Source organism: Leucobacter sp. USHLN154, assembly GCF_037145595.1.
Taxonomy (GTDB): domain Bacteria; phylum Actinomycetota; class Actinomycetes; order Actinomycetales; family Microbacteriaceae; genus Leucobacter; species Leucobacter alluvii.
This window is the reverse complement of sequence record NZ_JBBCXF010000001.1, coordinates 44,003-67,846: the sequence shown is the minus strand read 5'-3', so window position 1 is coordinate 67,846 and position 23,844 is coordinate 44,003. Positions and strand designations below refer to the sequence as shown.

Annotated in this window: 20 protein-coding genes; 5 read left to right on the top strand and 15 right to left on the bottom strand. The window is 69.1% G+C overall.

Annotated features, from left to right (window positions below):
• Positions 1-299: 299 nt before the first annotated feature.
• A complete protein-coding gene (locus WFH23_RS00280) occupies positions 300-1,415 on the top strand; it encodes a mannosyltransferase (protein WP_336661220.1) in 1,116 nt (371 codons plus the stop codon).
• A 57-nt stretch (positions 1,416-1,472) separates the two neighbouring features.
• Here WFH23_RS00280 and purE read toward each other — a convergent pair whose 3' ends face one another.
• On the bottom strand, positions 1,473-1,985 hold the full coding sequence (gene purE, locus WFH23_RS00275) for a 5-(carboxyamino)imidazole ribonucleotide mutase (protein WP_336661219.1): 513 nt from the start codon (positions 1,983-1,985) through the stop codon (positions 1,473-1,475).
• Between the two features lie 26 nt (positions 1,986-2,011).
• A complete protein-coding gene (locus WFH23_RS00270) occupies positions 2,012-3,157 on the bottom strand; it encodes a 5-(carboxyamino)imidazole ribonucleotide synthase (protein ID WP_336661218.1) in 1,146 nt (381 codons plus the stop codon).
• A 188-nt stretch (positions 3,158-3,345) separates the two neighbouring features.
• Between WFH23_RS00270 and WFH23_RS00265 the strand changes: the two genes are divergently transcribed.
• Entirely contained in the window at positions 3,346-3,921 is a 576-nt protein-coding gene (locus WFH23_RS00265) for a MarR family transcriptional regulator (RefSeq protein ID WP_090146707.1), read from the top strand.
• 97 nt (positions 3,922-4,018) lie between these two features.
• Entirely contained in the window at positions 4,019-4,810 is a 792-nt protein-coding gene (locus WFH23_RS00260; RefSeq protein WP_200330078.1) for a GntR family transcriptional regulator, read from the top strand.
• Positions 4,811-4,857: 47 nt separating this feature from the next.
• On the opposite strand, the gene WFH23_RS00255 is transcribed toward WFH23_RS00260, so the two are convergent.
• From WFH23_RS00255 to eccCa, 3 genes are all read right to left on the bottom strand, one after another.
• Positions 4,858-5,556, bottom strand: coding sequence for an endonuclease/exonuclease/phosphatase family protein (locus tag WFH23_RS00255; protein ID WP_090146703.1), 699 nt, complete (start codon positions 5,554-5,556; stop codon positions 4,858-4,860).
• 180 nt (positions 5,557-5,736) lie between these two features.
• Positions 5,737-7,389 (bottom strand): DUF5684 domain-containing protein, encoded by a 1,653-nt coding sequence (locus WFH23_RS00250; RefSeq protein WP_336661216.1) that lies wholly within the window; start codon positions 7,387-7,389, stop codon positions 5,737-5,739.
• A 127-nt stretch (positions 7,390-7,516) separates the two neighbouring features.
• Positions 7,517-11,509, bottom strand: coding sequence for a type VII secretion protein EccCa (eccCa, locus tag WFH23_RS00245; RefSeq protein ID WP_336661215.1), 3,993 nt, complete (start codon positions 11,507-11,509; stop codon positions 7,517-7,519).
• Positions 11,510-11,732: 223 nt separating this feature from the next.
• Between eccCa and WFH23_RS00240 the strand changes: the two genes are divergently transcribed.
• Together WFH23_RS00240 and WFH23_RS00235 are read left to right on the top strand one after the other, a co-directional pair.
• Positions 11,733-12,911 (top strand): DUF2510 domain-containing protein, encoded by a 1,179-nt coding sequence (locus tag WFH23_RS00240; protein WP_336661214.1) that lies wholly within the window; start codon positions 11,733-11,735, stop codon positions 12,909-12,911.
• Positions 12,908-14,287 carry a hypothetical protein gene (locus tag WFH23_RS00235; RefSeq protein ID WP_336661213.1) on the top strand — a complete coding sequence of 460 codons (1,380 nt, stop codon included), beginning with the start codon at positions 12,908-12,910 and terminating at the stop codon, positions 14,285-14,287. Before WFH23_RS00240 ends, WFH23_RS00235 begins: the two co-directional genes overlap by 4 nt.
• A 21-nt stretch (positions 14,288-14,308) precedes the next feature.
• On the opposite strand, the gene WFH23_RS00230 is transcribed toward WFH23_RS00235, so the two are convergent.
• From WFH23_RS00230 to WFH23_RS00185, 10 genes are all read right to left on the bottom strand, one after another.
• Entirely contained in the window at positions 14,309-15,691 is a 1,383-nt protein-coding gene (locus tag WFH23_RS00230; protein WP_336661212.1) for a hypothetical protein, read from the bottom strand.
• Positions 15,688-17,199 carry a S8/S53 family peptidase gene (locus WFH23_RS00225; protein WP_336661211.1) on the bottom strand — a complete coding sequence of 504 codons (1,512 nt, stop codon included), beginning with the start codon at positions 17,197-17,199 and terminating at the stop codon, positions 15,688-15,690. Before WFH23_RS00225 ends, WFH23_RS00230 begins: the two co-directional genes overlap by 4 nt.
• Positions 17,196-17,621, bottom strand: a complete 426-nt coding sequence (locus tag WFH23_RS00220; protein ID WP_336661210.1) for a hypothetical protein — start codon at positions 17,619-17,621, stop codon at positions 17,196-17,198. Before WFH23_RS00220 ends, WFH23_RS00225 begins: the two co-directional genes overlap by 4 nt.
• Before the next feature lie 31 nt (positions 17,622-17,652).
• Positions 17,653-18,075 carry a hypothetical protein gene (locus tag WFH23_RS00215; protein WP_090146691.1) on the bottom strand — a complete coding sequence of 141 codons (423 nt, stop codon included), beginning with the start codon at positions 18,073-18,075 and terminating at the stop codon, positions 17,653-17,655.
• A gap of 37 nt (positions 18,076-18,112) precedes the next feature.
• Positions 18,113-18,958 carry a hypothetical protein gene (locus WFH23_RS00210; RefSeq protein WP_336661209.1) on the bottom strand — a complete coding sequence of 282 codons (846 nt, stop codon included), beginning with the start codon at positions 18,956-18,958 and terminating at the stop codon, positions 18,113-18,115.
• A complete protein-coding gene (locus WFH23_RS00205) occupies positions 18,955-20,010 on the bottom strand; it encodes a hypothetical protein (RefSeq protein ID WP_336661207.1) in 1,056 nt (351 codons plus the stop codon). The genes WFH23_RS00210 and WFH23_RS00205 overlap by 4 nt, the downstream gene beginning before the upstream one ends.
• Before the next feature lie 139 nt (positions 20,011-20,149).
• The gene (locus WFH23_RS00200) at positions 20,150-20,446 is read right to left on the bottom strand and encodes a WXG100 family type VII secretion target (protein ID WP_336661206.1); all 297 of its coding nucleotides are present in this window, start codon (positions 20,444-20,446) and stop codon (positions 20,150-20,152) included.
• Between the two features lie 38 nt (positions 20,447-20,484).
• Positions 20,485-20,802 (bottom strand): WXG100 family type VII secretion target, encoded by a 318-nt coding sequence (locus WFH23_RS00195; protein WP_090146683.1) that lies wholly within the window; start codon positions 20,800-20,802, stop codon positions 20,485-20,487.
• A 212-nt stretch (positions 20,803-21,014) separates the two neighbouring features.
• Entirely contained in the window at positions 21,015-22,439 is a 1,425-nt protein-coding gene (locus WFH23_RS00190; RefSeq protein ID WP_336661205.1) for an FHA domain-containing protein, read from the bottom strand.
• Positions 22,436-23,767, bottom strand: a complete 1,332-nt coding sequence (locus WFH23_RS00185) for a hypothetical protein (RefSeq protein ID WP_336661204.1) — start codon at positions 23,765-23,767, stop codon at positions 22,436-22,438. The genes WFH23_RS00190 and WFH23_RS00185 overlap by 4 nt, the downstream gene beginning before the upstream one ends.
• Positions 23,768-23,844 lie beyond the last annotated feature (77 nt).

Sequence of the window (23,844 nt, the reverse complement as noted above, 5' to 3'; positions counted from 1 at the left end):
GGGGACAGGGTACTTCGCGGATCGTGGGGGAAACCTCAAGCCGCACCGCAATGATCTGCTTTGCGTGCCGAGAATGTGCCGACCGGTGCTCGCTCACCCCGCCTGCGTGAGCGGCTGGAGCATCGGCGAGACACGTCGAGAGCGCGAAAACTCGGAGCGCGCCCCGAATTGTTGCAATTACGTCTCACTCCAGTGCTTTACGCCGTGGCGCACAGCCGCTCTCAGCTTCGCATTCCATACAATGTGGAGTGCGGGCTCGTACCGCACGCACGTGAGATGACGATTCGAGGGGAGTTCGATTGGCGACGCTCACCCTCATCGCCGACCCGTTCCCCGATTGGGAAGCCGCGGCGCACGCCTCAGCGGCTCGTGATCTCGCACAGGCGGTCGCTGAAACCGCTCCACGCAGTTGCAGCGCCCGATACCTGCTGGCTCGCGGCGGCGAGATGCCGGACTTCGCGTCTCCGCGACTCGCCACGGAGATGCTTCCGCTGCGCGCCAGCGTCCTGCCGCTCGTCTGGCAGAACGGCGCCACCGCTCGACCTCTCGACGGCGAGTTCGTGCACGCGCTGACTCCGATGATGCCGCTGCGATCCCGCGGCGACGATGACGGCTCGCAGACCTCGGTCACGATTCCGCACAGCATCGCCTGGGAGGCGCCGTCGCTGCTCGGGAATTCGCAGGCGCGCCTCTTCCGCGCGTTCGCGCGACGGGCCGTCAAGCACGCCGACATCATTCTCACTCCGACGCACGCCACCGCGCGCGTGCTGCAGCAGCAGTACGGCAGCGACCTCCCGGTGCAGGTGTTCCCGCTCGCCACACCCTCCGCCTTCGCCGCGCCCGCTGACGCTGCGGAGCGCCGGGACGCGTGGGGGCTCCCCGATCGCTTCGCGGTCACCACGGCCCGACCCGGCGAGCACGGCAGACTGGAGTGGGTGTTCGACGCGATGCGCAGCGACGAGCGCCTTCCGCCGCTCGTCGTGCTCGACGGCCTGGATCCGCAGGGCGCGACCACCCGCGAGAAGGACCGGGAATCCGCTCTGGATATCCCGCAGGACCTGCAGGGCCGTGTGCACACGGTGCGCATATCAGACCTCTCGGACGTGGGCGCAGTGCTCGCCGCAGCCCTGGTGCTCGTGCAGCCGCAGTCGTTCGCCGGAACGGGCTACACCGTGCTCGCCGCGCTCGACGCGGCCGTGCCAGTGGTGCACGCCGGCCACCCCGCCACGGAGGAGCTCGTTCTCGATGCGGGCGTGTCAGGAGGTACCGCGGAAGCATTCGCCCATGAGTACCACGACCTGGTCGGCCAGACCGGTGCTCTGCCCACGCTCACGGTGCTTGCATGCGACCGGAGCCGAGGGTTCAGCTGGCGCGCTTCGGCCTGGAACCTCTGGGAGACCCACGCGAACCTGTAGCTCGCGTGCGCTGCCGTTCGTGCCGGTGACCTGCGCTGGGTCGCGGCTGGTCGACGGCTACTCGGCGGCGATGCGCGCCTTGAGCGCATCGTTCTTCTCCCCCACGGCGGCAGTGAGGCCGTCGGCGTAGTCGGCGAGGCGCTTCGCGATCGTCGTGTCGGATGAGCCGAGGATGCGCGCCGCAAGAATCCCTGCGTTCTTCGCGCCGCCGATCGACACGGTCGCCACGGGAATGCCGCCGGGCATTTGCACGATCGACAGCAAGGAATCGAGTCCGTCGAGCTTCGCCAGCGGCACGGGAACGCCGATCACCGGAAGCGTCGTCATCGACGCCACCATGCCGGGCAGATGCGCTGCTCCGCCCGCACCCGCGATGATCACGCGGAGACCGCGGGCGGCGGCCTCGCGAGCATAGGTCATCATCTTGTCGGGGGTGCGGTGCGCGCTGACCACCTCGACCTCGTGGGCGATGCCGAACTCGCGCAGCACCTGCACGGCGTCGGTCATGACCGAGTAATCGGAATCGGAGCCCATGATGACGCCGACGAGGGGTGCGGAGGATTCAGCCATGCTCTCCATCGTATCGGCGCGCAGGATCACTCGAAGTGCTGGGCAGCGGCGACCGCCTCCGCGCGCACCGCGTCGAGCTGCTCGCCCGTCACGGTGACATGCCCGACCTTCCGTCCAGGCCGCGGCTGCTTGTCGTAGCTGTGGAACTTGGCGCGCGGGTGCGCTGCGAGGGCCTCGGCGTATCGCACCGGCATCGGGCCTTCGGCCGGCCCGCCCAGCACGTTCACCATGACCGCTGCGGGCGCGGTCATGGAGGTATCGCCGAGCGGCAGGTCCGCGACGGCGCGGAGGTGCTGCTCGAACTGGCTCGTCACCGACCCTTCGATGGAGAAGTGCCCCGAATTGTGGGGGCGCATGGCCAGCTCGTTGACGAGCACCCGACCGTCGCGGGTCTCGAACATCTCGACGGCGAGCACACCGGTGACGTCGACGCCCTCGGCCACGATCGCACCGATGCCGGCGGCCTGCTCGAGGACCTCGGCACGGTCGGTCGGGGCGGGAGCGAGCACCTCGGCGCAGACGCCGTCGCGCTGGATCGTCTCGACGACCGGCCAGGTGCGCGTCTCCCCGCTCGGCCGACGTGCGACCAACTGCGAGAGCTCTCGCACGAAATCGACGAGCTCTTCGACGAGCAGAGAACCGCCGTTCCCGTCTTCGGCGAGCGCGGTGAACCAGTCGCGGACCTCTGCGGCGTCGGAGATGACGCGCACGCCTTTCCCGTCGTACCCGCCGCGCGCGGTCTTCACCACGGCTCGTCCGCCGTGCGCGTCGAGGAAGGCCTGGAGATCGGTCTCGTCGGCGGCGGCGGTCCAGTCCGGAATGGGCACGCCCAGCTCTGCGAGCTTCTCGCGCATGACGATCTTGTCTTGCGCGTACTGCAGCGCATCCGGGCGCGGGTGCACGGCGACGCCGCGCGACACGAGCTCGTGCAGGATCGACTGCGGCACGTGCTCGTGGTCGAACGTGATGACGTCGACGGTCTCGGCGAACGCGTACACCGTCTCGGCGTCACGGTAGTCGCCGACGACATCAGCAGCACGCTCGGCGCTCGCTCCCTCGCTCTCGGCGAGCACGCTGATGCGCAGCCCCAGGTGGATCGCCGGGGGAACCATCATGCGGGCGAGCTGCCCGCCACCGATCACGCCGATCTTGATGCTGCCGTTTTGCGTCACGTCTCGCCTCTCGGGTTCGCGTCGTCGGCGCAGTGCGACGCCGACTCACGCCTCCATTCTGCCGCATTGCCGCGGGTGCGCATTCGCGCCGCGGGCCGGGCGCCTGCGCAGCGCGAGATGAACCGACGCGCGGGAACACTCCAGCGCGCCGGGCGCGGCAGCGGGCTGGGCGCGGCACACTAGTAGCTATGCACGATGCCAGCGAGCCCGCCACGGATGCCGCGAACCACGACGGCATCTCCGAGATCATCGCTGAGTTCTCCGAGGTCTTCGCCTTCGCGCGCACTCGGTGGGCGCGGTACGCGGAAGAGGTGGACCCCGAGCTCAAAGGCATCGGCATCATGATGCTGCAGCTGATCCTGCGCAAAGGCCCGATCTCCGCGACGGGGATCAGTCAGATGCTCGACATGGATAAGGCGATGGTGAGCCGGCAGGTGACGAAGCTGCGCGAGCTCGAACTGGTCGACACGCAGCCAGCGGCCGAGGATCGCCGTGTCGTACTGCTCACGCCGAGCCCCAAGGCGGAGGAGCTGCTCGGTGCCATCCGCCAGAAATGGGCGCACGCGTACCACGAGCGCTTCGCCGATTGGAGCCCAGGAGAGCTCGAGCAGTTGCGCGTCTCGCTGCACCGGTTCAACGCATCCGCCGACGGTATGAGCAGCGAGCCCTTCGGGCCCCGCCGCGGGCGGGACCCCCGAGGCGAATCCGACGGCGCCGGATCGACGCCGACGGGAGTCGACTCCGCCGATCCTCCCCCGCAGTAGGGCCGGCCCCTTCGTCTCACCCGCCGTTCGCCGATCGTTCACGCAGCCGTTACCCCACGGGCGGCCGTAACCAAGTCGTGACTTATACAGTGGCCACATGACGACCTCATCGCCGCTCCACGTGCAGTTGTACGAGGAGATGATCCACCGCATCCGAACGGGCGCGTGGCAGCCCGGCGAGAAGGTTCCGAGCGAGAAATCGCTCATCGCCGAGTTCGGCACATCCCGCGGCCCTGTGCGCCAAGCGCTCGCCGCTCTGCGCGCCGACGGCATGATCGTGGGTGGCCGGGGAACCCCGCCTCGTGTGCAGCACACCGCTCCCCCGCAATCGTTCGATACGTTCATCTCGTTCAGCGAGTGGGCCCGCGAACTGGGGCTGACGCCCGGCCAACGCGTCATCGAGGCGAGTCGCCGATCAGCGACCGAGGAGTGCGCCCGCGAGTTGCAGATCGCCCCGGATGCACCGGTGATCGAGATCATCCGCGTGCGCTACCTCGACGAGAAACCTGCGATGCTCGAGCGCTCGCTGTTCCCGTATGAGATCGGCAAGCACCTGCTCGGCACCGACTTCCAGCACGGCAGCGTGACGCAGGCACTCGCCAACGTCGGAATCGTCCCGACTCGCGCGCGCCACGTCATCGACGCTATCGCGGCGCACCCGCTCGAGGTGGAGCAGTTGCACATCGCGCCTGGCAGCCCACTGCTGCGGGTGCGCCGCCTCGCCTACAACGAGTTCGGCACCGTCATCGAGAGCGCCGACGACCGGTATCTCCCGACCATGGCGACATTCGTGGTCGAGAACAGCGCGAAGCACCGCAACCATCTGTCCCGTCACACGGCGACCCCGGCGAGCGGCCTCCTCTCCCTGTACGACGGGGCTGGCCGCTAGCCACATCCGAGGTCCGGAATGTCGCGTCGCAGGATGCAGGCGGTGCCTTATGCGGCAGCGGTCTGCAGCGCCGGGATCTCGGACATCGAGGCGGTCACCATGATCGGAAGGTGATCCGACGTGCCGCGGTCGAGCGTACGCACGCTGTCGATGTCGAGGCCCATCGAGGTCGCGAAATCGAAGTGGCCCCGGAACATCTTGTAGCGCGTGTAGGTGCGCTTGTCGCTGAGGCTCAGCTCGTAGCCGGTGTCGCGCATCTCGGTATCGAGGCGTCCTTTGAACACCGGGTAGTTGTAGTCTCCGACCATGAGTGCCGGCAGACCGGGCCCGAGGTGGCGCAGCTCGGCGAGGGCGGCGTGGATCTGATGCCGGCGCAGCGAGTTGAGCGCCGTGAGCGGGGCCGCGTGGAACGAGGCGACGACGAGGTCGCGCTGCAACTCCGAATCATGCATCCGCACGCCCAGGAGGCGCTCGTGAGCGGGGGCGAGCAGACGGTCGTGCAGTGACTTCTTCAATTGGAACGTGTGGGCGGAGCGCGTGTGGAAGCGCCCGTCGCGCACGTACATCGCAAGACCGAGGCGGTTGCGCTCGGTCGCGTGCACGAGTGAGAGGTGCCCGAGTCGTGCGGGAAGCGCGACGGCTTCAGCTTCTTGCAGGCAGAGCACATCGACGCCGTGATCGTCCGTGAGCGCATCCAGCTCACTGAGGGCGCGGTTCTTCCGCAAGTTGTAGCTGATGACCTTCATATCGCGTACCTCCATGTGGTCGTGCAGGGCGGCTGAGCCCAACAGAAGACACCCTACGCCCGGCGGCCTGTGGAGTCAGCGTGTCACTCCTGACAAATCACTCAGCTTGCTGCTGGCGCCGTGCGGGGCGTTGCAGTGCCCCATCGGGCGCACCGGACCCGAGGCGCACCGCTGCCCCTGCTACAGCTGGCGCAACCGCACCTCGAGCGTGCCGATGATCATCTGCTCCGTCACCGGAGCGACCCGGCCCGGTTCGAGCTGCATCGCGGTTCCGTCGGCGCCGACGAGCGAGACGCCATTGGTCGACTGGAGGTCCTCGATCGACCAGTCCTCGCCTGCGCGGCGCAGGCGCGCATGCGACTTCGACGTCGTACGCGTCGGATCGGTGATCTGCAGCACCGACGACGCCTCACGCGCCTCCGGCTTGCGACCGATGACGATGTCGTCGCCGTCGAGTTCGAGGAGTTCGCCGCCGGGCAGTTCGAGCGCCCACCGCGAGCGTCGTGACACGACGACCGTGTGATCTTCGTCGAGCCCGCCCGGTGCGGCGACCGGAGGCGCGACAGGCGGCGCGACCGGCGGCATGGCAGAAACGGGCACCGACGGCGTCGTGGCCGGAGCCGTCGATGCCGCGACCGGAGCAGTGGGTGGAGCGACGGAGGCGGCGGGAGTCGGCGCAGCAGGCTCGGGCGTCGGCTGCGCTACTGGCTCGGCCGCCGGCTGGGCTGCGGGCTCGGCCGCCGGCTGGGCTGCGGGCTCGGCCGCCGGCTGGGCTGGAGCGCCACGGTCGAAGATCGACGGCTCAGGAGCGGGCTCAGGGGCGGGCGTCGGAAGCGGCACCGCCCCCGGGCTCACGGGAGGGTGCGCGGGCACTGGGGGTGGAGCGGGCGCTGCTCGCTGGTCGCTCTCGGGAGCCTGCGACAGCACTGCGGCTGACGGCTCGGGAAGGACCATCGGGCCGGACTCGTGCTCGACGTTGGTGTCTTCGACGGCAGGCCAGGAGAAGGGGCGCGGAGGGGCTTCCCCGCCGAGTGGCTGCGGCGCGCGCGGCGCGACTCCCTCAGCCGCGAGACGCTCGAAATCTCCTTCTGTCGTATTGCTGAACCCCCAGTTGTTCACGACCGGCTGCTGCGCGCCCGACCCTGCCTGCTGGCTCTGCACGGGCTGCTGGTGCTGCACCGGCTGCTGGCTCTGCACCGGCTGCGGGGGCGCGGGCTGCTGCCATCCGCCATTCGCAGGTTCCGGCACGGGGGCTGCGGCCCACGGGTCCTGCGCAACCGCCGGCTGCTGCGGCACCGGAGGCAGGCCCTGCCAACTGGGATCGTGCTGACCCGCTGCGGGCTGCGGCGCGAAGCCGGCAGTCCCGTACGCCGGAGCACCGGCGTAGCCGGCTCCATCGGCCCCGAAGCCATCAGCCGCGGGGTAGCCGGCGGCGGCGTATCCCGCTGCGTCGAACTCTCGATCCCGCAGCTGAGCTGAGAAGAGGGTCGCCCACAACGGCGGGATGAACGCTCCGAGCACCGTGAAACCGGCGCCCTTGCCGAACTCGGTGTTGATGCGGTGAATCGCGATGATCGAGACCACGAGCACGATGATGCTGAGACCCGGAACGATCATGAACAGCGCGAGCCAGCCCGGGAGACCGCCCCGCTGAATCAGCTGCCACTGGTTCCAGAGCGGGATCCAGCCCCACCCGGAGGGCAGTCCCAGGTAGGGGAAGAGTCGCGAAAGCGACCAGAGGTACCAGACGTAGACCGCGAGGCCGACGAGCGACCAGACACCGAAGACGAGGAAGAACCCAGCACCGAGCTGCGTCGAATTCTCGTAGACCATGAATCACTCTTTTCCGTTGGGCGATGTGGCAGGCTGCCGATCGGCACGGCAGCCTCGCGATCGGGGCGCGACGCGGCGGTAACTCTGACAGGGTACCGTTCTGGGGCCCATTCGAGAATCCCGGCGATCACGACTCGTCATGCGGGGCGTCTTGCGACGACGGGGCGTACGCGAGTTGCACCACCTGATACCCGCGCGACCGCGAGATGACCTGTGCGCGACCCGGGGCGCTCGGAATCGCCTTGACCTTTCCGATCAGCTGGCCCTCTTCGGGATTTCCGCTCAGCAGGATGCCGGTGACGCCGAGATCGGTCATGCCCTGCAGGATCGGATCGTACGCGGCACGTGACGCGCCGCCGGAACGGCGCGTCACGACGACGTGCAGTCCGAGGTCTCCGGCCTGGGCCAGGAGCTGCGCGAGCGGTGCCGCTGGGTTGCCCTGCTGCGTGGCCACCAGATCGTAGTCGTCGATGAGAATATATCCTTCGGCCCCGGTCCACCAGCTGCGATTGCGCAGCTGGTCTGCCGTCACGTCGGGTCCGGGAAGCCGCGCCCGGAAGAACTCCACGAGCTGGTTCACCGCACCGGCGGCCTGCTCGGCGGTCGTCAGGTAGGCCCCGAGGTAGTCCTCGGGAATCTCGCCGAGGTGCGCGCGCCGGTAGTCGATCATGAAGATGCGGGCCTGGCCCGGCTCGTAGCGACGCGTGATCTCGTGCACGATGCCGCGCAGCATCGACGACTTGCCCGAACCCGAGTCGCCGTACAAGAACAGGTGCTGTTCGCGAGCGGGGTCGATGCCGATCGGCGCGAGTTCTGCCTCGTCCAGTCCGAGCAGCAACTGCTGAGGGTTCGCGGCCGGATGCTGCCGCAGTTCGTCGAGCGGCAGCCGTTCCGGCAGCAGACGCAGTTTCGGGCCCTGCTCGCGCTGCCAGGCGCTGCTGACCTTTGCGACGAGGTCGTCAACGCCGTCGACGAGGGTCTCTGCTGCCGTGTCGGTGTCGATGCGGGGAAGGGCGGTGAGCATCTGGAGGCCGGAGGGATCGAGGCCGCGACCAGGCAACGCCGATACGTTCGCCGCCGCACGGCGGTTGACCTCGGAGTCGGCGGCGTCGCCGAGTCGCAGCTCGATGCGCCCGCCCATGAGGTCCTTGACATTGGGTCGGATGTCGAGCCAGCGACTCGCCGTCAGCACGATATGCACGCCGAAGCTGAGACCGCGGGCCGCCAGCTGCTGCACGGGAGCCTCGAGATTCTCGTAATCGCTTCGGAGCGTCGCCCACCCGTCGACGACGAGGAAGATGTCGCCGTAGCCGTCGTCGACGATTCCCTGCTCGCGCCGTGCACGGTACGTATCGATCGAGTCGATGCCGTGCGCGCGGAAGTATGCCTCTCGTGCGTTGAGGAGCGACGTGACCTCGGCGACCGTGCGACGGATCACCTCCGGCTCGCCTCGCGTGGCGAGGCCCGCGAGATGGGGGAGATTGCGCAGCCCGGCGAAGCTGCCGCCGAAGTCGATGACGAACACCTGCACCTCGTGCGGGGTGTGCGTGAGCGCGAGCGCCGAGACGAGCGTCCGAGCCGCGGTGCTCTTGCCGGAGAGCGGAGCACCCACGATCGCGACGTGCCCTGCGGCACCCGACAAGTCGAGGGTGAGCACGTCCCGTCGCTGATAGAGCGGCACGTCGACGATGCCGACCGGAACGGTGAGTCTGCGGTGCTCGCGCCAGCGGGGAGCGTGCAGGCCGAGCTCGTAGCTGACCGCGAGCTTTCCGAGCAGCTGGTCGAGCGTCGCCGGCTCCTCCAACGGAGGCAGCCACACCTGGTGCGCGGCCGGCCCGATGCCTGACATCCGGGCGACCGCCAGCTCGAAGGTGCTGCGCGTCTCCTCCGGTTCTGCCGCTGCGAGCTCCTCGGCTCGACGCTCGGCTTCGGCGGCCTGACGCGCTGCCTCGTCAGCGGGGTCGGTGAGCTGCTTCGCAGCCGCCGTGAACGGGGTGATGCGCACCGCGCCCGGCGCAGCCGACGCATCGTCTGCTGCGATCGCGCGTCGTGCGGGCGGTGGTCCGGAAACATAGGCCGCGCGGAACTGGGTGAGGTTGTCATCGCTGCCGACTTTGAGCAGACCGCCGCCCGGCTCCTGCGGCAGGTGATACGCGTCGGGTACGCCGATGACGGTGCGCGACTCAGCCGCCGAGAAGGTGCGCAGGCCTATGCGATACGAGAGGTGCGTGTCGAGTCCCTTGAGGCGCGACTCCTCGAGTCGCTGCGAAGCGAGCAGCAGGTGCACGTGCAGCGAACGACCCAAGCGGCCGATCGCGACGAACGATTCGATGAACTCGGGCTTCGCGCTCAGCAGCTCGGAGAACTCGTCGGCGACGATGAGCAGCGCGGGCAACGGCGGCAGGTCGCTGCGACCGTTCTTTCTCGCCTTCTCGTATTCGCCGACGTTCACGAAGTTCCCCGCCGAGCGCAGAAGCTCCTGACGCCGCGTCATCTCGCCCTGCAGGGCGTCCTGCATGCGGTCGACGAGGCTGATCTCCTCGCCCAGGTTGGTGATGATCGCCGACACGTGTGGCATGTCGGCCATGCCTGCGAATGTCGCACCGCCCTTGAAGTCCACCAGCACGAAGTTGAGCTGCTCGGGCGAGTGCGTCAATGCGAGCGAGAGCACGAGCGTGCGCAGCACTTCGGACTTGCCCGAGCCCGTGGCGCCGATGATCAGACCGTGCGGGCCCATGCCCTGCGAAGCGGACTCCTTGAGGTCGAGGATCAGCGGGGCGCCATTCGTGTCCTGCCCGATCGGCACGCGCAGCCGGTCTCGCTCGGGCAGATACCGCCACTGCTGCTCGAGGTCGAGATCACGGACGTCGGGCAGGCTCAGCAGCTCGAGCAGCTCCTGCTGTCGCTTGCTCGCTCGGGATACCGACCCGCCGCCGCCTTCTCGGTGCAGCGGTGCGAGACGGCGCGCAACCGCTTCCGCCTCGACCAGGCTCATGTCGTCGGGCGCGATGGTCTGCGCCTGCGTGCGCCCCTCTGCCACCTCTGCAGTGCCGGAGCCGATGTAGACCCGTGCGGTGTACGCATCGTCGTTGTCGTCCCAAGCGCTCGGCAGGTCGAGCACGGTGATTCCTTGCAGGCCACCGGCGAATACCGAGTCACTGGGCGGCACGGTGGCGCCGTCGACGACGACGAGGAGGTGCGGGCCGCTGGAGGGCGAGCCCCCGCCTGCCGAGAATCGCGGGCGTTCGCGCAGATCCGCCGGGAGCATGCGGAGCAGGGTGTCGAGATCCGAGCCGATCATTCGAGCCGGGCCGAGCGAGTCCCTGAGTCGGGTGGACTGCGCATGCGGCAACCACTTCGCCCATTCCCACTGCGGGAGCGATTCGGGGCCGGCAGCGATGACGATCTGCAGGTCGTCGGGACTGTGCAGCGCTGCGAGGTGGCAGATCATGCCCCGAGCCAGGCCCCGGATGCGTTCGACGTCGTCGCCGACGAGCTGCACGCTCCGGTAATGCGAGACGCGCACATAGGTGGGCAGGTCCGGTTGGGTCTCATGCGTTGCGAGAAAGCGGTGCGCCGCCGTCGTCGCCACCGGATCGAGATCTGCGATCGGAGGCAGCTCTGGGGCGACCAGCGTGAGCGCGAGCGGCTGTTCGCAGGTTCCGACGCGCACCGTGAGGAAGTCGTCGTCTGCAGCGCCGCGCTCCCACACCCTGGTACCGTCTTCGACCAGATAGCTCAGCGTCTCAGGGGCGGGGTAGCGCCAGTTGCGCTCGCGGCGCTGCGCTTTCGCCGCGGTGCGCACGGTGTCGCGCAGATCGGTGAGGTACGCGAGATACTCGCGGCGCGAGCTCAGAATCGATGCCTGCCGCGTCGCCCGCTGCCGCCAGCCGTTCACGAAGACGAACCCGAGCGCCGAGATGAGGAACATTCCACCGGTGATCCAGCCCGTCGGACCGGCGTTGCTCACGGAGACCATGATGATCGCGCCCACGCTGCCGAGCATCGGAAGCGCCGAGGTCAGCAGACTGCTGCCTCCCTCGGAGGGTTCGATCTCGGGGGGCGCCTGCAGATTGACGCTGCCGGAGGGCACGCGCGGCGGCGCGAGTCGACTGCTCATCGATGTGCTCCTTCGAGCCGGTGTTCGGCCCGGCTGTTCCCTGGTGCTGCCACCGGTTCAGACTACCAACGGCTCCCGACGCGGATGCAGCCCTTTTCCCCCGTCGCGCCACCTCGGGAACGATTAAGCTCTCGGACAGGAGCGGGTCATCGGCGCAGCGCCCCGATCCGCGGTCGACGTGAGCGTCGACGCTGATGAGAAACGTGCATGAAGGGATACTTCGGTGGAGCTCGCTGAGGGAACGGCCGCGACGCCGCCGGCCGCGTGGTACCCGGATCCGGCCGGCAGCGGCATGCTGCGCTACTGGGACGGATCGGGCTGGACCGGTCACCTCGCCCCGGCTTCGACGCCGGCGCCCCAGGCCGACCCGGCGCACCCGTATGTCCGGCCCGCATACGCGCGGGCTCGCAGACCGCCCCACGAGCGGGCTTGGACGACGGGCACGATCGTCACGCTCATCGTGTGCGCTCTGCTGGTCATCGCGACGGTTCCGGCGCTCGCCTGGCTCGCGGGCGCCAAGGCGCACGCACTCGAGGGCGGCGCGGCGGCGGCCGTCGAGAAGTTCCTCGCCGCTGCGACGACGGGTGATCCGGCGTGGCGCGACGCAGCCGACCCAGCGCTGCATCCCGAGACCGACGACAGCGCCACCCCGCTCTACGGAGATATCGCCTCAGCAGAGCAGCTCGGCCTCACCCTGGACTACCGATACGACCCCGGCGATTTCGTCTATGCGAACGCCGGGTCCAGTTACCTCACCGGCGAACCGCAGACTGCGGACACTGTGTCCGTTCCCGTCGGTCTCACCTATGACTACACGGTCGATGGCGAGTCGTTCACCTCAGAACTCACGCAGGCCCTCTGGCTCACCCGCCCCTTCTACTACGACGGAGACGACGAGCCGAGCGCCTCTGATGCATCGCGCGCGCCCTCGGCCGTCGGCCCCTGGCGCGTGGCGGGGATCGCGGCCGGATCGACCATCGACTTCGACATCGCAGGCGACGAATTCGAGACCACGTTCTCCGATGCCGGCACCGGGAGCGACGAGAGCGTCTGCGCCGACCCGAAATCGATGATTCTGGAGATGTCTCAGCTCTCGCGTCAGGACGGCATGCTCAGCAGCTCGTGCCTGGTGCGACAGGGGGACGCCCGACTGCGCCCCGACGACCTCGACCCGCAGGCGGTTGCTGCGAAGTTTCCGGTGATGAACGAGTTCAGCACGATCCCCGACGACGTCATGGGAGCGGAGGTCGGCTACGACACGCTGCCACCGCTCTCCCAATACCCGATCACGATGGGCGATACGCAGTACGTCTTCACAATCGCGGCTACCCCGAGCGGTGGCGCAGGCGTGCAGGGCCAGACGCTCCGGTTCATCCAGGTCGCAGAGGTGGCGGGCGGATGAGCGCAGACACGAGCAGCGCGGGTGCCTCCCGCGAAACCGGCGACGTTGCGACGCAGCCGCGTCGAAGAAACCGCCGGGCGAGACTGGCCCAGCTGATCGTCATCGCGGCGACCGTGCTCTGCCTCGGCGTCGCAGGTTCGGTCGCCGCCCTGAACTGGCCCACCCCGTACCCGGTGGGGCAGGCAGCGGCGGTGCCGGCTGGCGACACGACCCCAGCCTGGGTCGAGGAGGACTACAACGCTGAGACGAGCAGCTACGATCAGGCGTGGTTCGACATGAACGAGGCCCTGCAGCAGCACGATCGAGAGCTGTTCCTCTCGTATGCGGAGGGTGACGCGCAGGCGCAGCTGGCGCTGTGGTGGGACAACCTGTCTGCACTCGGCTGGACCACGGGTTTCATCGCCCCGAACACCGACGCCGATGGGTCCCAGCTGGTCAACATCGGCGTCGACCTCGGCTTCCCTGCGAACGAAATGCGCGGGAGCGGGGCGGCCGACGCTGGGCTGATTCTCACCCAGGGCAGCTATTACCGCATCACGACGACGGGCAGCGGCGATTCGCTGCGCATCACCTCTTTCGTGCCGCGCGACGTGATCCAGCCCTGGGACGACGGCAAGATCTACGTCGAGCGACGCGACCACGTCGTGCTGTTCGCACTGGAGGACGAGCGAGAGTTGGTGACGCGCACCATCGATGAAGCCGAAGAGGCGGCAGTGACGACCCTCGAACTCGCCACGCGCATGGGCGGTGACGTGCCGCAAACCGGTTTCACCTCGGGCATCACGGCGAGCAATGAACGTCTCGAGCGGTGGCGGTACGGAAACTTGGAGAAACCGGAGGGCGAGATCGACGCCGCCGGGTTCGCCCGGTCGAGCTACCGCCCCCAGGGCTCGGAGATCATCGACCCGAGCATCGCGACCGGTCAGGCGACCGGCGGCACGACCGTCGTACTGGGGCCCGGTGCCGACTTCGACCGGCGCGCGGTCTTCATCCACGAATTCGCCCATGCGATCCACTACACGGCGGCGCCGTCCCAGAGCTGGGCGACCTCGACGGCGGCGCTCGAGGGCTTCGCCCGGTATGCCGAGTACGCCTCCGGCGCCGCGCAGTTCATCGCCTATCCGGAGCTGAAAGCCGCGGTGGCGTCGCTGGGCGTCGACGTGTTCTCCGACGAGCGCATCTACCAGGAGGCCGGGGCGCTCGAAGCCTACGACGCAGCCGGATCGTACTATCTCTTCGTCGCTGAGAACGGCGGCGACCCGTGGGCGCTCGCGGTCGACTCGGTCACCGAGGGCCGACCCATCTCCGAGGTCGCCGCGGCATCCTCCGCTGCGCTCTCGGCCGAGAACTGGCAGCTCTGGGTCGCGGGCCAGTAGGCCGAGCTACCCGCGTTCCCCTCAGCTGCCGTCGCTCTCCGGGGTGCGGCCGCCGGCGCGCGAGGCACGTGCTGCCGGTCCGCCGTCGCCCTCGTCCTCGAGCTTGGGAGCGATGTACCCGCCCAATCCAGACCGGGCCGACTTCTTCTCAGCGCCGCCGCCGGCGCCGCCGCCCATCATCATGCCTCCAGGGCGCGCGCCGCGGCCCGAGCCGGCGGTGTTCGACGATGCGCCGGATCCGCCACCCGATCCTCCGGCACCCGCCGCCGCCGCCGCACCGCGCAGACCGCCGCCGCCGCCGGTCAGGCCTGCCCCGGCGGGAGCCGCGCCGAGCCCTCCGGGGCCGACCGCGCCGAGGCCCATGCCGAAGCCGGAGTTGCCGCCGCCCGCGCCCGCCAGCTTCGCTCCCGCCGCGAGACCGGCCGCGCCGAGCCCGGCTGCCCCGAGACCGCTGCGCACCGCCGACCCGTCGAGGTTGCTGTCGACGCTCGGGCGCTGCCCGGTATCGGTCCAATTCGGATCCTCCGGGCCGCCGGGGCCATCAGAACCCGGCCCGTCGGGGTCGAAGGGCGGTGGGTCCGTGATCACCGGCGGCCAGTCGGGGTCGAGTGGCTGCGGGAGCGTGGGGTCGTTCGGACCGTCCGGACCGTCCGGACCGTCCGGGCCATTCGGTCCGGTCGAATCAACCGGTCCCCCAACGTCGCCCGAACCGCCGCCGCCCGATCCGGGGCCGGTACCCGTCGGACCGCCTCCGCCCGGATTTCGGCCGACCGGCGGCGGCACACTCGGGCCAGGGCCTCCCGTGACCGGAGACGAGGTGCCGTCGCTGTCGCCGGTGAGCTGATCATTCACGTTCGGATCGTTGGGCTCGACGCGGTCGAAACCGGTGCGGATCGTGCGGTCGAGCTCGTCGGAGCGATCAGTGAGGAAGGTCCTCATCCGATTCAGCGCCTTCTGCGCTTCCTCCTCCCGGCGCTCCTGGAAGAATGCGCTCGCCACGGCGAGTCCCACTGGTCCGGTTCCGAGCCCGATGAGTCCGTACGGGGTCATCGCTTCCGGCTGTCCGCGATCGATCGCATCGCGGACAGTGGACGGCAATCCCCCCATGGGAAGCGCATCGAGTTCACTCTGCGCCTGCTGCCGAATCATCTCGCTGTGTTGGGGGATGGTCTTGTCGATGCGATCCAGCCACGAACGGGCGTTGGCGAGGGTCATCTCCATCGCCTGCAGGTGGGCGGCTGCCACTCCTGCCGACGTGCCCGACCATTCGCCGTTCTCGATCGACTCGCGCACGCGCTGCGTACGCGCCTTGATGTTCTGCACCGAGTCCTGCATCCAAGAGAGCTTGTCCAGGCGCCAGGTAGCCCCGGACGCCAGATTCTGAAGTTCTTCCTCAGCACTCACTGTCCGCCTCCTACGGTCTGATGACTGTTTGCCGCACGCGGCCGTGTTCTCGTGACGACGACTGCGACGGCGATGAGCACGAGTACGATCACTCCCGCCCCAACGGCGATCCAGACCCACAGGGGGGTGCCCGTGGCATCATCCGTCGTCTCTCCGGATTGCGCATAGACGGAATCGACCATCTCACCGGCATCCGTCAGCACCTGTGCGCCATCGTTCACCACCGCTTGATACGCCTCGAACTGCGGAGGGTACGGTCCGGTCGACCACTCGCACTTCCACACGCCGCCGTCCTCCACAACGCCGGCCTCACCGTCCGGGGCTGCGCATCTCGAGTCGGCGATGTCGCTGACGAACAGCGGGTTCTCGTCGGGGAACGCGCTCGGGTCCAGCTCGAGACTGCTCTTCGGATTCGCGTATCCGTACCCGAGATAGATGTCGTTCCAGACCGCATCGTGCTCGCCGCCGGCACCGGTCGTGCGCACCATCGCCTGCAGCGCCTGGAACACCGAAGTGCCGGGGTACTTCTGCACCATGAGCGCGAGCGAGCCGGCAAGGATCGGCGCCGAGTACGAGGAGCCGTCGATCCGCGTCGGCCCCCACGCCGTCGCGTCGCCGACCCCGAGGAGCCCCGCGCCCGGCACGGCGAAGGCGAGATTCAACGACCCCGAGCCCCGGTCACCGGTCGCCGGGCTGGTGAGCAGTTCACCCTGCGAGTCGATCGCGCTCACGGGTACGGCGCCGTTCGTCAGCCACGGGCCACCGATGAATCCGAGTTCGGTATCCGGGTTGGGCGTGCCCGTCACCACGGCGACGCCCTGGGCCTGGGCTTCGATCAGCACCTGATCCCAGTCGCCGAGTCCGCTGAGCACCGACACCGACACGATGTCGGCGCCGTCGCGGATCGCCGCACGCGCGGCGAGGGCGGTCGCGTCGCCCTCAGCGCTCGGATTCTCGTAGATCTCCGTCCCGACTCCCGGACGGATGTCGCGCGCGAGGTCGACATCACCGTCGGCGCGGGTCGGATCCTGAAGTTCGCACGTGTCGATTCCTTCGATGTCGCCGACGCCGTAGAACCAGACGGAAGCGTCCGGGGCGATTCCGGTGGCTCCCGGCCCGCCGTCCTCCGCCGTCCCAGACCCCACGAGCATCGACACGACGTTCGTCCCGTGCTCCGAGATCTCCGGGTCCGTCGACTCGATCTGCGCGGGCTCACCGGTTCCGGCATCGACGCATGTGGTGCCGCGCACCTCCACGTCGGCCCCCGCCAGCTCCGGTACCTCGGTGTTGATGGCCTCATCGATCACGGCGATGGTGACGCCCTCGCCAGTGACCCCGTCCTCCTGCAGCGCAGCGTAATCGAGCCATTGCTCGGTATTCCAGAGCAGCGCGGGGCGCTCGCCGGGCTCCACAGTCTGGGCCGCCGCAGGTGACGCATGGGTCATCAGCATCACGGCCGAGGCGAGCACGAAGGCGCCGCTGGAAAGTCCGATTCCACGCCTGATCACAGCATCCACTCCGTACCGGAGTTGGATCCCGAGGGGTCTTTGGCGCGGCCTGAGGGCGGCTGCAAGGTCTTCGGCGCTTGAGCAGCCGGATCCGACCCCGCAACATCGTGATTCAGGCCCTCGACCTCTGCCAGCAGCGCGTTCAACGTGTCGGCGGCTTCTGCATCGACAGCTCGCTGCTCCTCGATCGCCAGCTTCATGGCTTCCTGGATTCGCTGCAGCTCGTCGTCCAATTTCTTGATCTCGAGGTAGATCTGCGTTCCACCCTTTTCAAGTGCGGAGAAATAGTGACGACCGAGCCCCGCGCTCGCGCCGCTCACCGACGCCATCTCCGCGCCGTTCGGGTAGTCGCCCTGGGTCGCGCGGAGCGTACCGAGCAGGTCTTCAAAGCCGTCGGCCAGGCCGATCCGTTTTTCGCTCATGACCCTGTCTCCCTGTTCTCCCCCGTGCACATCACTGCAGTCCGCTCGCCCTCGTCGACTCTCTCAACCGCTGGAGCGTCTCGACGAGACGCTGCTGAGCCTCGACCATCTCTGGCGTGAGCGGCACCGGCCCCTCGTGCTCCTCTTCCGCAGCATCCTCGAGCTCGCCCAACGTCTTGCCCATCGCCGTGCGCACCGCCCGCGCCTCGGTCGAGAGGTCGAGGCCCTGCAGTACGGCGAACTCACTCGTCTGACCGAGGTCGATGCGCTGCTGCAAGATCTGCCAATCACGACCGTGCTCACCACGACGGCGCGCCTCAGCCGTTTTCACGGCCTCGTCCCGACGTGCCGCCTCGCGCTGCTCGCGCGCCGCGGCCATCGCGCGAGTGCGCGCGTCGAGCTGCGCCGTCGCGGCTTGCAGCTGCGCGATGGCCTCTGCTGGATCTCTCGTCATCCCTGCGTCTCCTGGTCCTGCGTAGTGACGATCACGTTCACGGCTGCGAGCCGGAGCCTGAGCCGCCAGCCCCCGAGCCGCCAGCGCCGCCGCCAGCACCCCCCGAGCCGCCGCTGATCGTTCTGATGTCTCGCACGCCGCCCACGACCGAGCTCACGGTCTCGTAGACCGCGAGACCGATCGATGCGGCCGCCGTCAGACCGGACAACGCGCTTCGCACGCCGCCGAGCAGATTCGCGATGCCCGTGTGAATCGCGATGACCGCCTCGATGAATCCCAGGAATTCGTTGAAGAGGTCGATGACCTCGATGACCCAGCCGGCGACGATCGGGATGGCGATCGCGAGCACCTTCGCGGCGTTGATCTGACCGAGAACGGGCACGGCGATGATCGACAGGAGGTCGAGCCCGAACGACACGATTCCCGAGATCACCTCGTTGATGAATTCCAGGATGCCGCGGGCGAAGTTCGCCAGCTGCTGATCCATGACACCGGCTTGCTCGCACTGCTGCGGCAACCCGTCGAGCAGCTCGCCGAGGCGCTCGTGACAGCGTCCGAATTCGTAGGCGGCTTCGCCCTGCCAGTCATCGGTGACGAATTCGCCGAACGACGACACGCGCTCGTTGATGAGCTGTACCGCCTGTCCGCACCGCGGCCAGGCCTCGGCTGCGAGTTCCATCGAGCGCCAATCGCCCACGAAGGGCTTGTGCACCCATTCCTCGAGCGGGCTGAACCCGACGAGCAGGCTGACGACCGTGTCGATCATGCCGAGACCAGATGCGCTCTGGTGCTCGACGCGCCACATGGTCTGTTCGAGCACCGTCGCGGGCGTCGGCGGCGTCAGCACCGTGTCGATGCCGAGCGGTGGAGCGTACGCATTCATACCGTTACCTCCGTGCGATCGGTCACCACAGTGGGCGCATCGGAATACGCGGCCGTGATCAGCGCGTCGAGATCGAAGGCGATCCCCGTCTTCGACGACGTGCCGGGCTGCGTTTCCAGCGAGGCGTCGACGAGCCGCACGTCATCCGTACCGGGACGCACCGGAGTGACCGGCTCCCGGTTCTCCCACAGCTCCTGCAGGTCCGCGAGCTCCTGAGGGGAGGGCTCGCGATCGCCGAAGAACAGCTCGCGCACCCACTCGGGCACATGCGCGACGCCGTCTTGGCAGCCGGAGCACTCCGGGGGGCAGCCCACCTGGGTCTCGTCCATGGCGCAGGCCGCGCACTGGCACCCGCCCGGATGCATATCGCACGGCGCGCAGCGGCACCCGACCGGGTGCCCCTCGCACACGCCGCAGTGGCATCCGCTCGGATGGAACGCGTTGCACGCCTCGCAGCAGCAGCCCTCCGGATGCCCGTCTGGGCGCTCGCCTTGGGCGTTGTCGCCGTCTTCATCGTGGGGCGACTCATCGTCGGACTCACCATCGCCCGGCGTCGGCGGTTCTGGCAGCTCCGGCGTTTCCACTTCGGGCGTCGCCACGGGAGCCCCGCCACCGCCCGGCGATCCGCCGCCACCGGGCGATCCGCCGCCTCCGGGCGATCCGCCGCCACCGGGCGATCCGCCGCCGGGAGCAGGAGCGGGAGCGGGTGCCGGTGCGGGTGCCGGAGCAGGCGCCGGTTGCTCACCGCCGGGCTCGGTCGGGCAGACCGTGTCGAGTTCACCCTCGTGGCACTGGCAGATGTCGATCACGTGCTGCTCGCAGTTGCCCATGTCCTCGAGCGCATCGCGGACGCTCTGCGAGGTCACGGCGAGGGTGTCGCCGAGGGCCTGCAGGTTGTTCATGACGGCGTCGCGCGCGCCATTGTGAATGGGTTGGAGGGGCTGCAGCAGCAGCCCGAAGGCACCCTCGAGCGAACAGTATTCGCGGGCGTACTCCACAGTCCGCTGCAACGCGTTCTCGCACTCGGCGATGTTCGCGATCGCAGCTTCCATTGCGGAGGGATCGTAACTTATGCAATCACTCGACATGGTGATTCCTCGTGCTCGGCGTCCCGCCGGCCAACGACGTCTGGGGTGTGAGGCTCGCGAATCTCCGTCCGCGACTCCTCACACCCGTGTCAGGCCGGAAAGATCAGCCGGCGAAGCGCCCGGCGTTGCGCGCGTCGCTGGCGTCGTAGGTCTGGGCGATCTGCTCGGTGCTTCCCGAGATGCGCTCGAGGAGCGCCTGCAGCTCGTTCAGCGATTGCGTCCACTTGCGCTGCGCGATGTCGTAGGAGCCCTGGGCTTCACCGCTCCATGCTCCGCGGAGCTTCGCCACCTCGGACTCGAGACGCTCGATCTCCGAGCGGATCCCCTGTGATCCGGTGCGAATCTCGGCGGCAAGTGCGCTCACCTGTGCCGTCTGCACAGACATTGACTGCATGCTCATGTTGTTTCGTTCCCCCCTGGAAAGTGTTCAGTGTGTGCTTAGTTGCCCGACATCATTGCGCCGAGACCCGAGATCGCCTGCTGGTGCTCCTGCTCCGTGGCTGACTGATCCTGCTCGGTGCCGCGCAGCGAGTTCTCGAGCTCGACGAGCACGTTGTTGAGCTTCACCGTCTCGGCGTCCCAGCGCTGCATGAGCTGCGTGAACGCGCCCGCGGCGGAACCCTTCCAGTACCCGCGAAGCTGCTCGATATCACCGCGCACCTTCTTGGTCTGCTGATCGATGCCCGACTTCGCCTCGGCGACAGCCTGCTGCCCTCTGCGCAGGGCCCCTTCTTCAGCGGAAATGGTCTGAGCCATGTCGACTCCTCCTTCTCAACGATTCGGCCCCGTTGCGGAGCACATGACGTGATGACGCTTCGCTCTGAGCGAGGCCGCCAGTAGAGACGGTACGCGATACTCGGCGCAGACGCCAAGAAACAATTCCCCGCAGCCGCATCTCGCACTCCGCCGAAACGCAGCCCGACCAGCCACGGAGCCGCTTCGCGCCGCCGCCGTCGGCGAACCGTCACCTACAGTTCACCCGTGATCGTCGCGACCGTGAAGCTGCGCTGACCCATGCGCACGCTCGCACCGTCTTCGAGTCGCACCCGGGCCCCGCGCACGAGGGCGCTCGTCGCCCCCGTGTCATCGACCATCTCCGATCCGTTGGTCGACCCGAGATCCGACACCCAGACACTGTCTCCGCGATATTCGAGACGGAGATGGGTTTTCGAGACCGACCCGTCAGGATCCTCCACGACGACGAGCTGGTCTTCGGGATCGCTCGCCTCGGGCCGCCGCCCGAGATTCACGACCGTCGGAATGCGCAACTGCGCGCGCTGACCCGTGTCGAAGTTCAGCAGCAGCAGCGTCCCCACCTCGCGCGGAGCGGGCGCTGCCGCGACCGGTGCGTCGACGGCGACCACTCCTGGCGGCAGCGGCGGCGCTGCGGCGCTCGCGACCGTCGCCGCTGCCGGAGCACGGGGCGCCGTCACCGGAGGCGTCGGCTGCGCGATCGGCGCTCCCCCGACGTGCGCGAGCTGCGCCTGAGGGGCGACGGCCTGCTGGTGAGCGAGCATCGCCGCTTCTGGAGCCCGCCCATCCGCCCCCGCCATCGTGCCGGGGCCGGGCGGCGCGTCGACGGGACGCACCGGCGCCTGGAGCGCCCACGCCTCGGCGTTCCTCGACCAGAGTTCGCGCTCCGCAGCTGAGGGAACCTTGACCACCAGCGTCCGCCCAGCGCGATCCGCGAGGCTGCGTCCCATGCGCTCGGGATCCGCTGCGCTCGTCGCGACCACGACCCAGCCGCCGATGAAAGCGGCCAGGCTGCCCGCGCCCTGCACCAGGCCGCGGACGAGGCCCCTGGCCATGCCCGGAGAGTAGGGCGCGTCATCGCGCGCGGTTCGTTGACGGAGCGCCAGATTGCCGACCGTCGCACCGGTCCGCGCTTCGACGACGAGCAGAATGATCGCGGCTTCGGCGAGCACGAGGCCGCCAACGAGGAGGCTGCCCGTGAGCAGCCAGGCCGCGACCGCCAGGATGAAGCAGACCGCGGCATCGATCGAGTACGCGGCGAGTCTGGCACCCAGGCCGGCAGGGCGGGCCCAGGCCCGCGAGCGGGCGAGCGCCGCGCTCACCCGGCCGATCTCCGACCGTTGAGCGGAGGCCGGCCGACCGGCGGCGCGCCGCTCAGCGGCACGTCTGGCAGTAGCGCGCTGCGCTGCGGCCCGCTGCGCCGGGGCGCCCTGGACGGGCACTCCCCTGGCGGGAGCACCTTGCGCAGCGCCGCCGACGGGCGCGCCCGGAACCGGCGGCCGCGGATGCTGCGCGCGCTGGGGCACGGAGTGCTGAGCGGGCGACGAGGGCGGCTGCGTCGGCTGCGGGCGCGCCGCTGCGGACGGGCGGGTCGGCTGCGCGGATCCTCGACGACTGCGCCTGCGTGCACCATCGTTCATGCGGCCAGCACTCCCTGCAATAGGTTCAACGTTCCGGCAGCCAGTATTCCGGAGGGGAGCACCAGGGCGACCGCGATGCTGTCCACGATATCTCCCGCGCGCGACCAGCCGAGCGACCGCTCGCCTCGCGCGAGCGGCAGGATGACGGCGGCCGCGATCACCCCGGCCGCCAGCACGAGGCCTGCGGCGAGAGTGGCGATGACGCCCGGGACGATCGGCGCCACTCCGACGGCGAGCCCGGAGAGTCCGACCGCGACGGCGACGCGCGGCGGTACACGCAGAATGTTCGCGGCCGTTCGGCGGGAGGTGAGGAGCAGACCGAGCACCATCCACATGACGAATACCGCGGCCGAGATCACTTGGACCAGATCACCGCTCCGGAACGGCACGACAGCTGCAGGAATGCCCGCAGCTGCGATGACCGACAGGGAGACGACGGTCGAGGCGAGACGCGCCTCGGCGGCGTCGACGAGGTCGCGCACGCGGCTCTCGTCGACGCGCTCGATGTACTCGGGTACCCGGCCGCGCACGGTCCACCGCAGCACCATGAAGCGCCCGTAGTCGATGTGGTAGCCCGGATCAACGCCCACCAGCAGGCTCGGCGCGGCGCGAACTCCGACCGCGGCAGCGGCAGCGGCGACGATGAGCAGCTGCGCGGGCGACCAGCCGAGCGCAGGGCTGACCATCGCGAGCGCTGCGAAGAGTGCGGAGATCACCACGATCGGCGTCGCCGCGGCGCGGAGCAGTGGCGCACTCGCCACGAATCCGAGCATGGCGGCGAGCACTGAGACGCTCGCCGCGCCGACCGCGATGGCAAGACCAGGCGTGCCCGCGACGCTCGGCCACACGGCGATCGCGGCGGAGATCCCGGCGAGCACGAGTGCAGCGGCGAACGCCGCGCCGCGCCCTCGGCGCTCGAACGAACTCGACGCCAGAGCCGCGACGGCGGCGAGCGCGAGCACGATCACCGTCGGCCATCGCGATTCAGGGGCCGCGGTCACCAGCGCGGCTCCGGCAAGGCCGAACCCGGTCAGAGCCCACGGCAGCGAGCTGACGTTCGCAGTGCGGTCGGAAGCGCCTGAACGCGCGGCGGCGGAACCGGCCGCGCCGGCCACAGCGTAGAGCCCGCCCTCGCGGAGGTCGCGAACGCTGGTGGCGGTGTCGACGACGGAGCCGTCCGGGCCGAGTACCTGCTCCCCCGCCCCGAGGTGCACGCCGATCGCCGCGAGCGCTCCGGCGAGCGCCTCGTTCTGAGGCACCACCAGATCATGCCGGTCTCCCGCCGCATCGAGCGCGATCCGGCGCAGGTGCGGCGCAGGCTGACTCACGCCAGCAAGTGTAGCGCCGCACTGCGGAATGCGATCGAGGGGACGGAGAGGCCCGATCCGCACTAGGATGCTTGCTG

Bases quoted from the DNA above. Each gene is read 5' to 3' on its own strand.
- WFH23_RS00195 (WP_090146683.1), bottom strand. From the start codon at position 20,802: ATGGCTCAGACCATTTCCGCTGAAGAAGGGGCCCTGCGCAGAGGGCAG.
- WFH23_RS00220 (WP_336661210.1), bottom strand. From the start codon at position 17,621: ATGAGCGAAAAACGGATCGGCCTGGCCGACGGCTTTGAAGACCTGCTC.
- WFH23_RS00200 (WP_336661206.1), bottom strand. From the start codon at position 20,446: ATGAGCATGCAGTCAATGTCTGTGCAGACGGCACAGGTGAGCGCACTT.
- WFH23_RS00255 (WP_090146703.1), bottom strand. From the start codon at position 5,556: ATGAAGGTCATCAGCTACAACTTGCGGAAGAACCGCGCCCTCAGTGAG.
- WFH23_RS00215 (WP_090146691.1), bottom strand. From the start codon at position 18,075: ATGACGAGAGATCCAGCAGAGGCCATCGCGCAGCTGCAAGCCGCGACG.
- WFH23_RS00190 (WP_336661205.1), bottom strand. From the start codon at position 22,439: ATGAACGATGGTGCACGCAGGCGCAGTCGTCGAGGATCCGCGCAGCCG.
- WFH23_RS00205 (WP_336661207.1), bottom strand. From the start codon at position 20,010: ATGGAAGCTGCGATCGCGAACATCGCCGAGTGCGAGAACGCGTTGCAG.
- purE (WP_336661219.1), bottom strand. From the start codon at position 1,985: ATGGCTGAATCCTCCGCACCCCTCGTCGGCGTCATCATGGGCTCCGAT.
- WFH23_RS00235 (WP_336661213.1), top strand. From the start codon at position 12,908: ATGAGCGCAGACACGAGCAGCGCGGGTGCCTCCCGCGAAACCGGCGAC.
- WFH23_RS00260 (WP_200330078.1), top strand. From the start codon at position 4,019: ATGACGACCTCATCGCCGCTCCACGTGCAGTTGTACGAGGAGATGATC.
- WFH23_RS00250 (WP_336661216.1), bottom strand. From the start codon at position 7,389: ATGGTCTACGAGAATTCGACGCAGCTCGGTGCTGGGTTCTTCCTCGTC.
- WFH23_RS00265 (WP_090146707.1), top strand. From the start codon at position 3,346: ATGCACGATGCCAGCGAGCCCGCCACGGATGCCGCGAACCACGACGGC.
- WFH23_RS00210 (WP_336661209.1), bottom strand. From the start codon at position 18,958: ATGAATGCGTACGCTCCACCGCTCGGCATCGACACGGTGCTGACGCCG.
- eccCa (WP_336661215.1), bottom strand. From the start codon at position 11,509: ATGAGCAGTCGACTCGCGCCGCCGCGCGTGCCCTCCGGCAGCGTCAAT.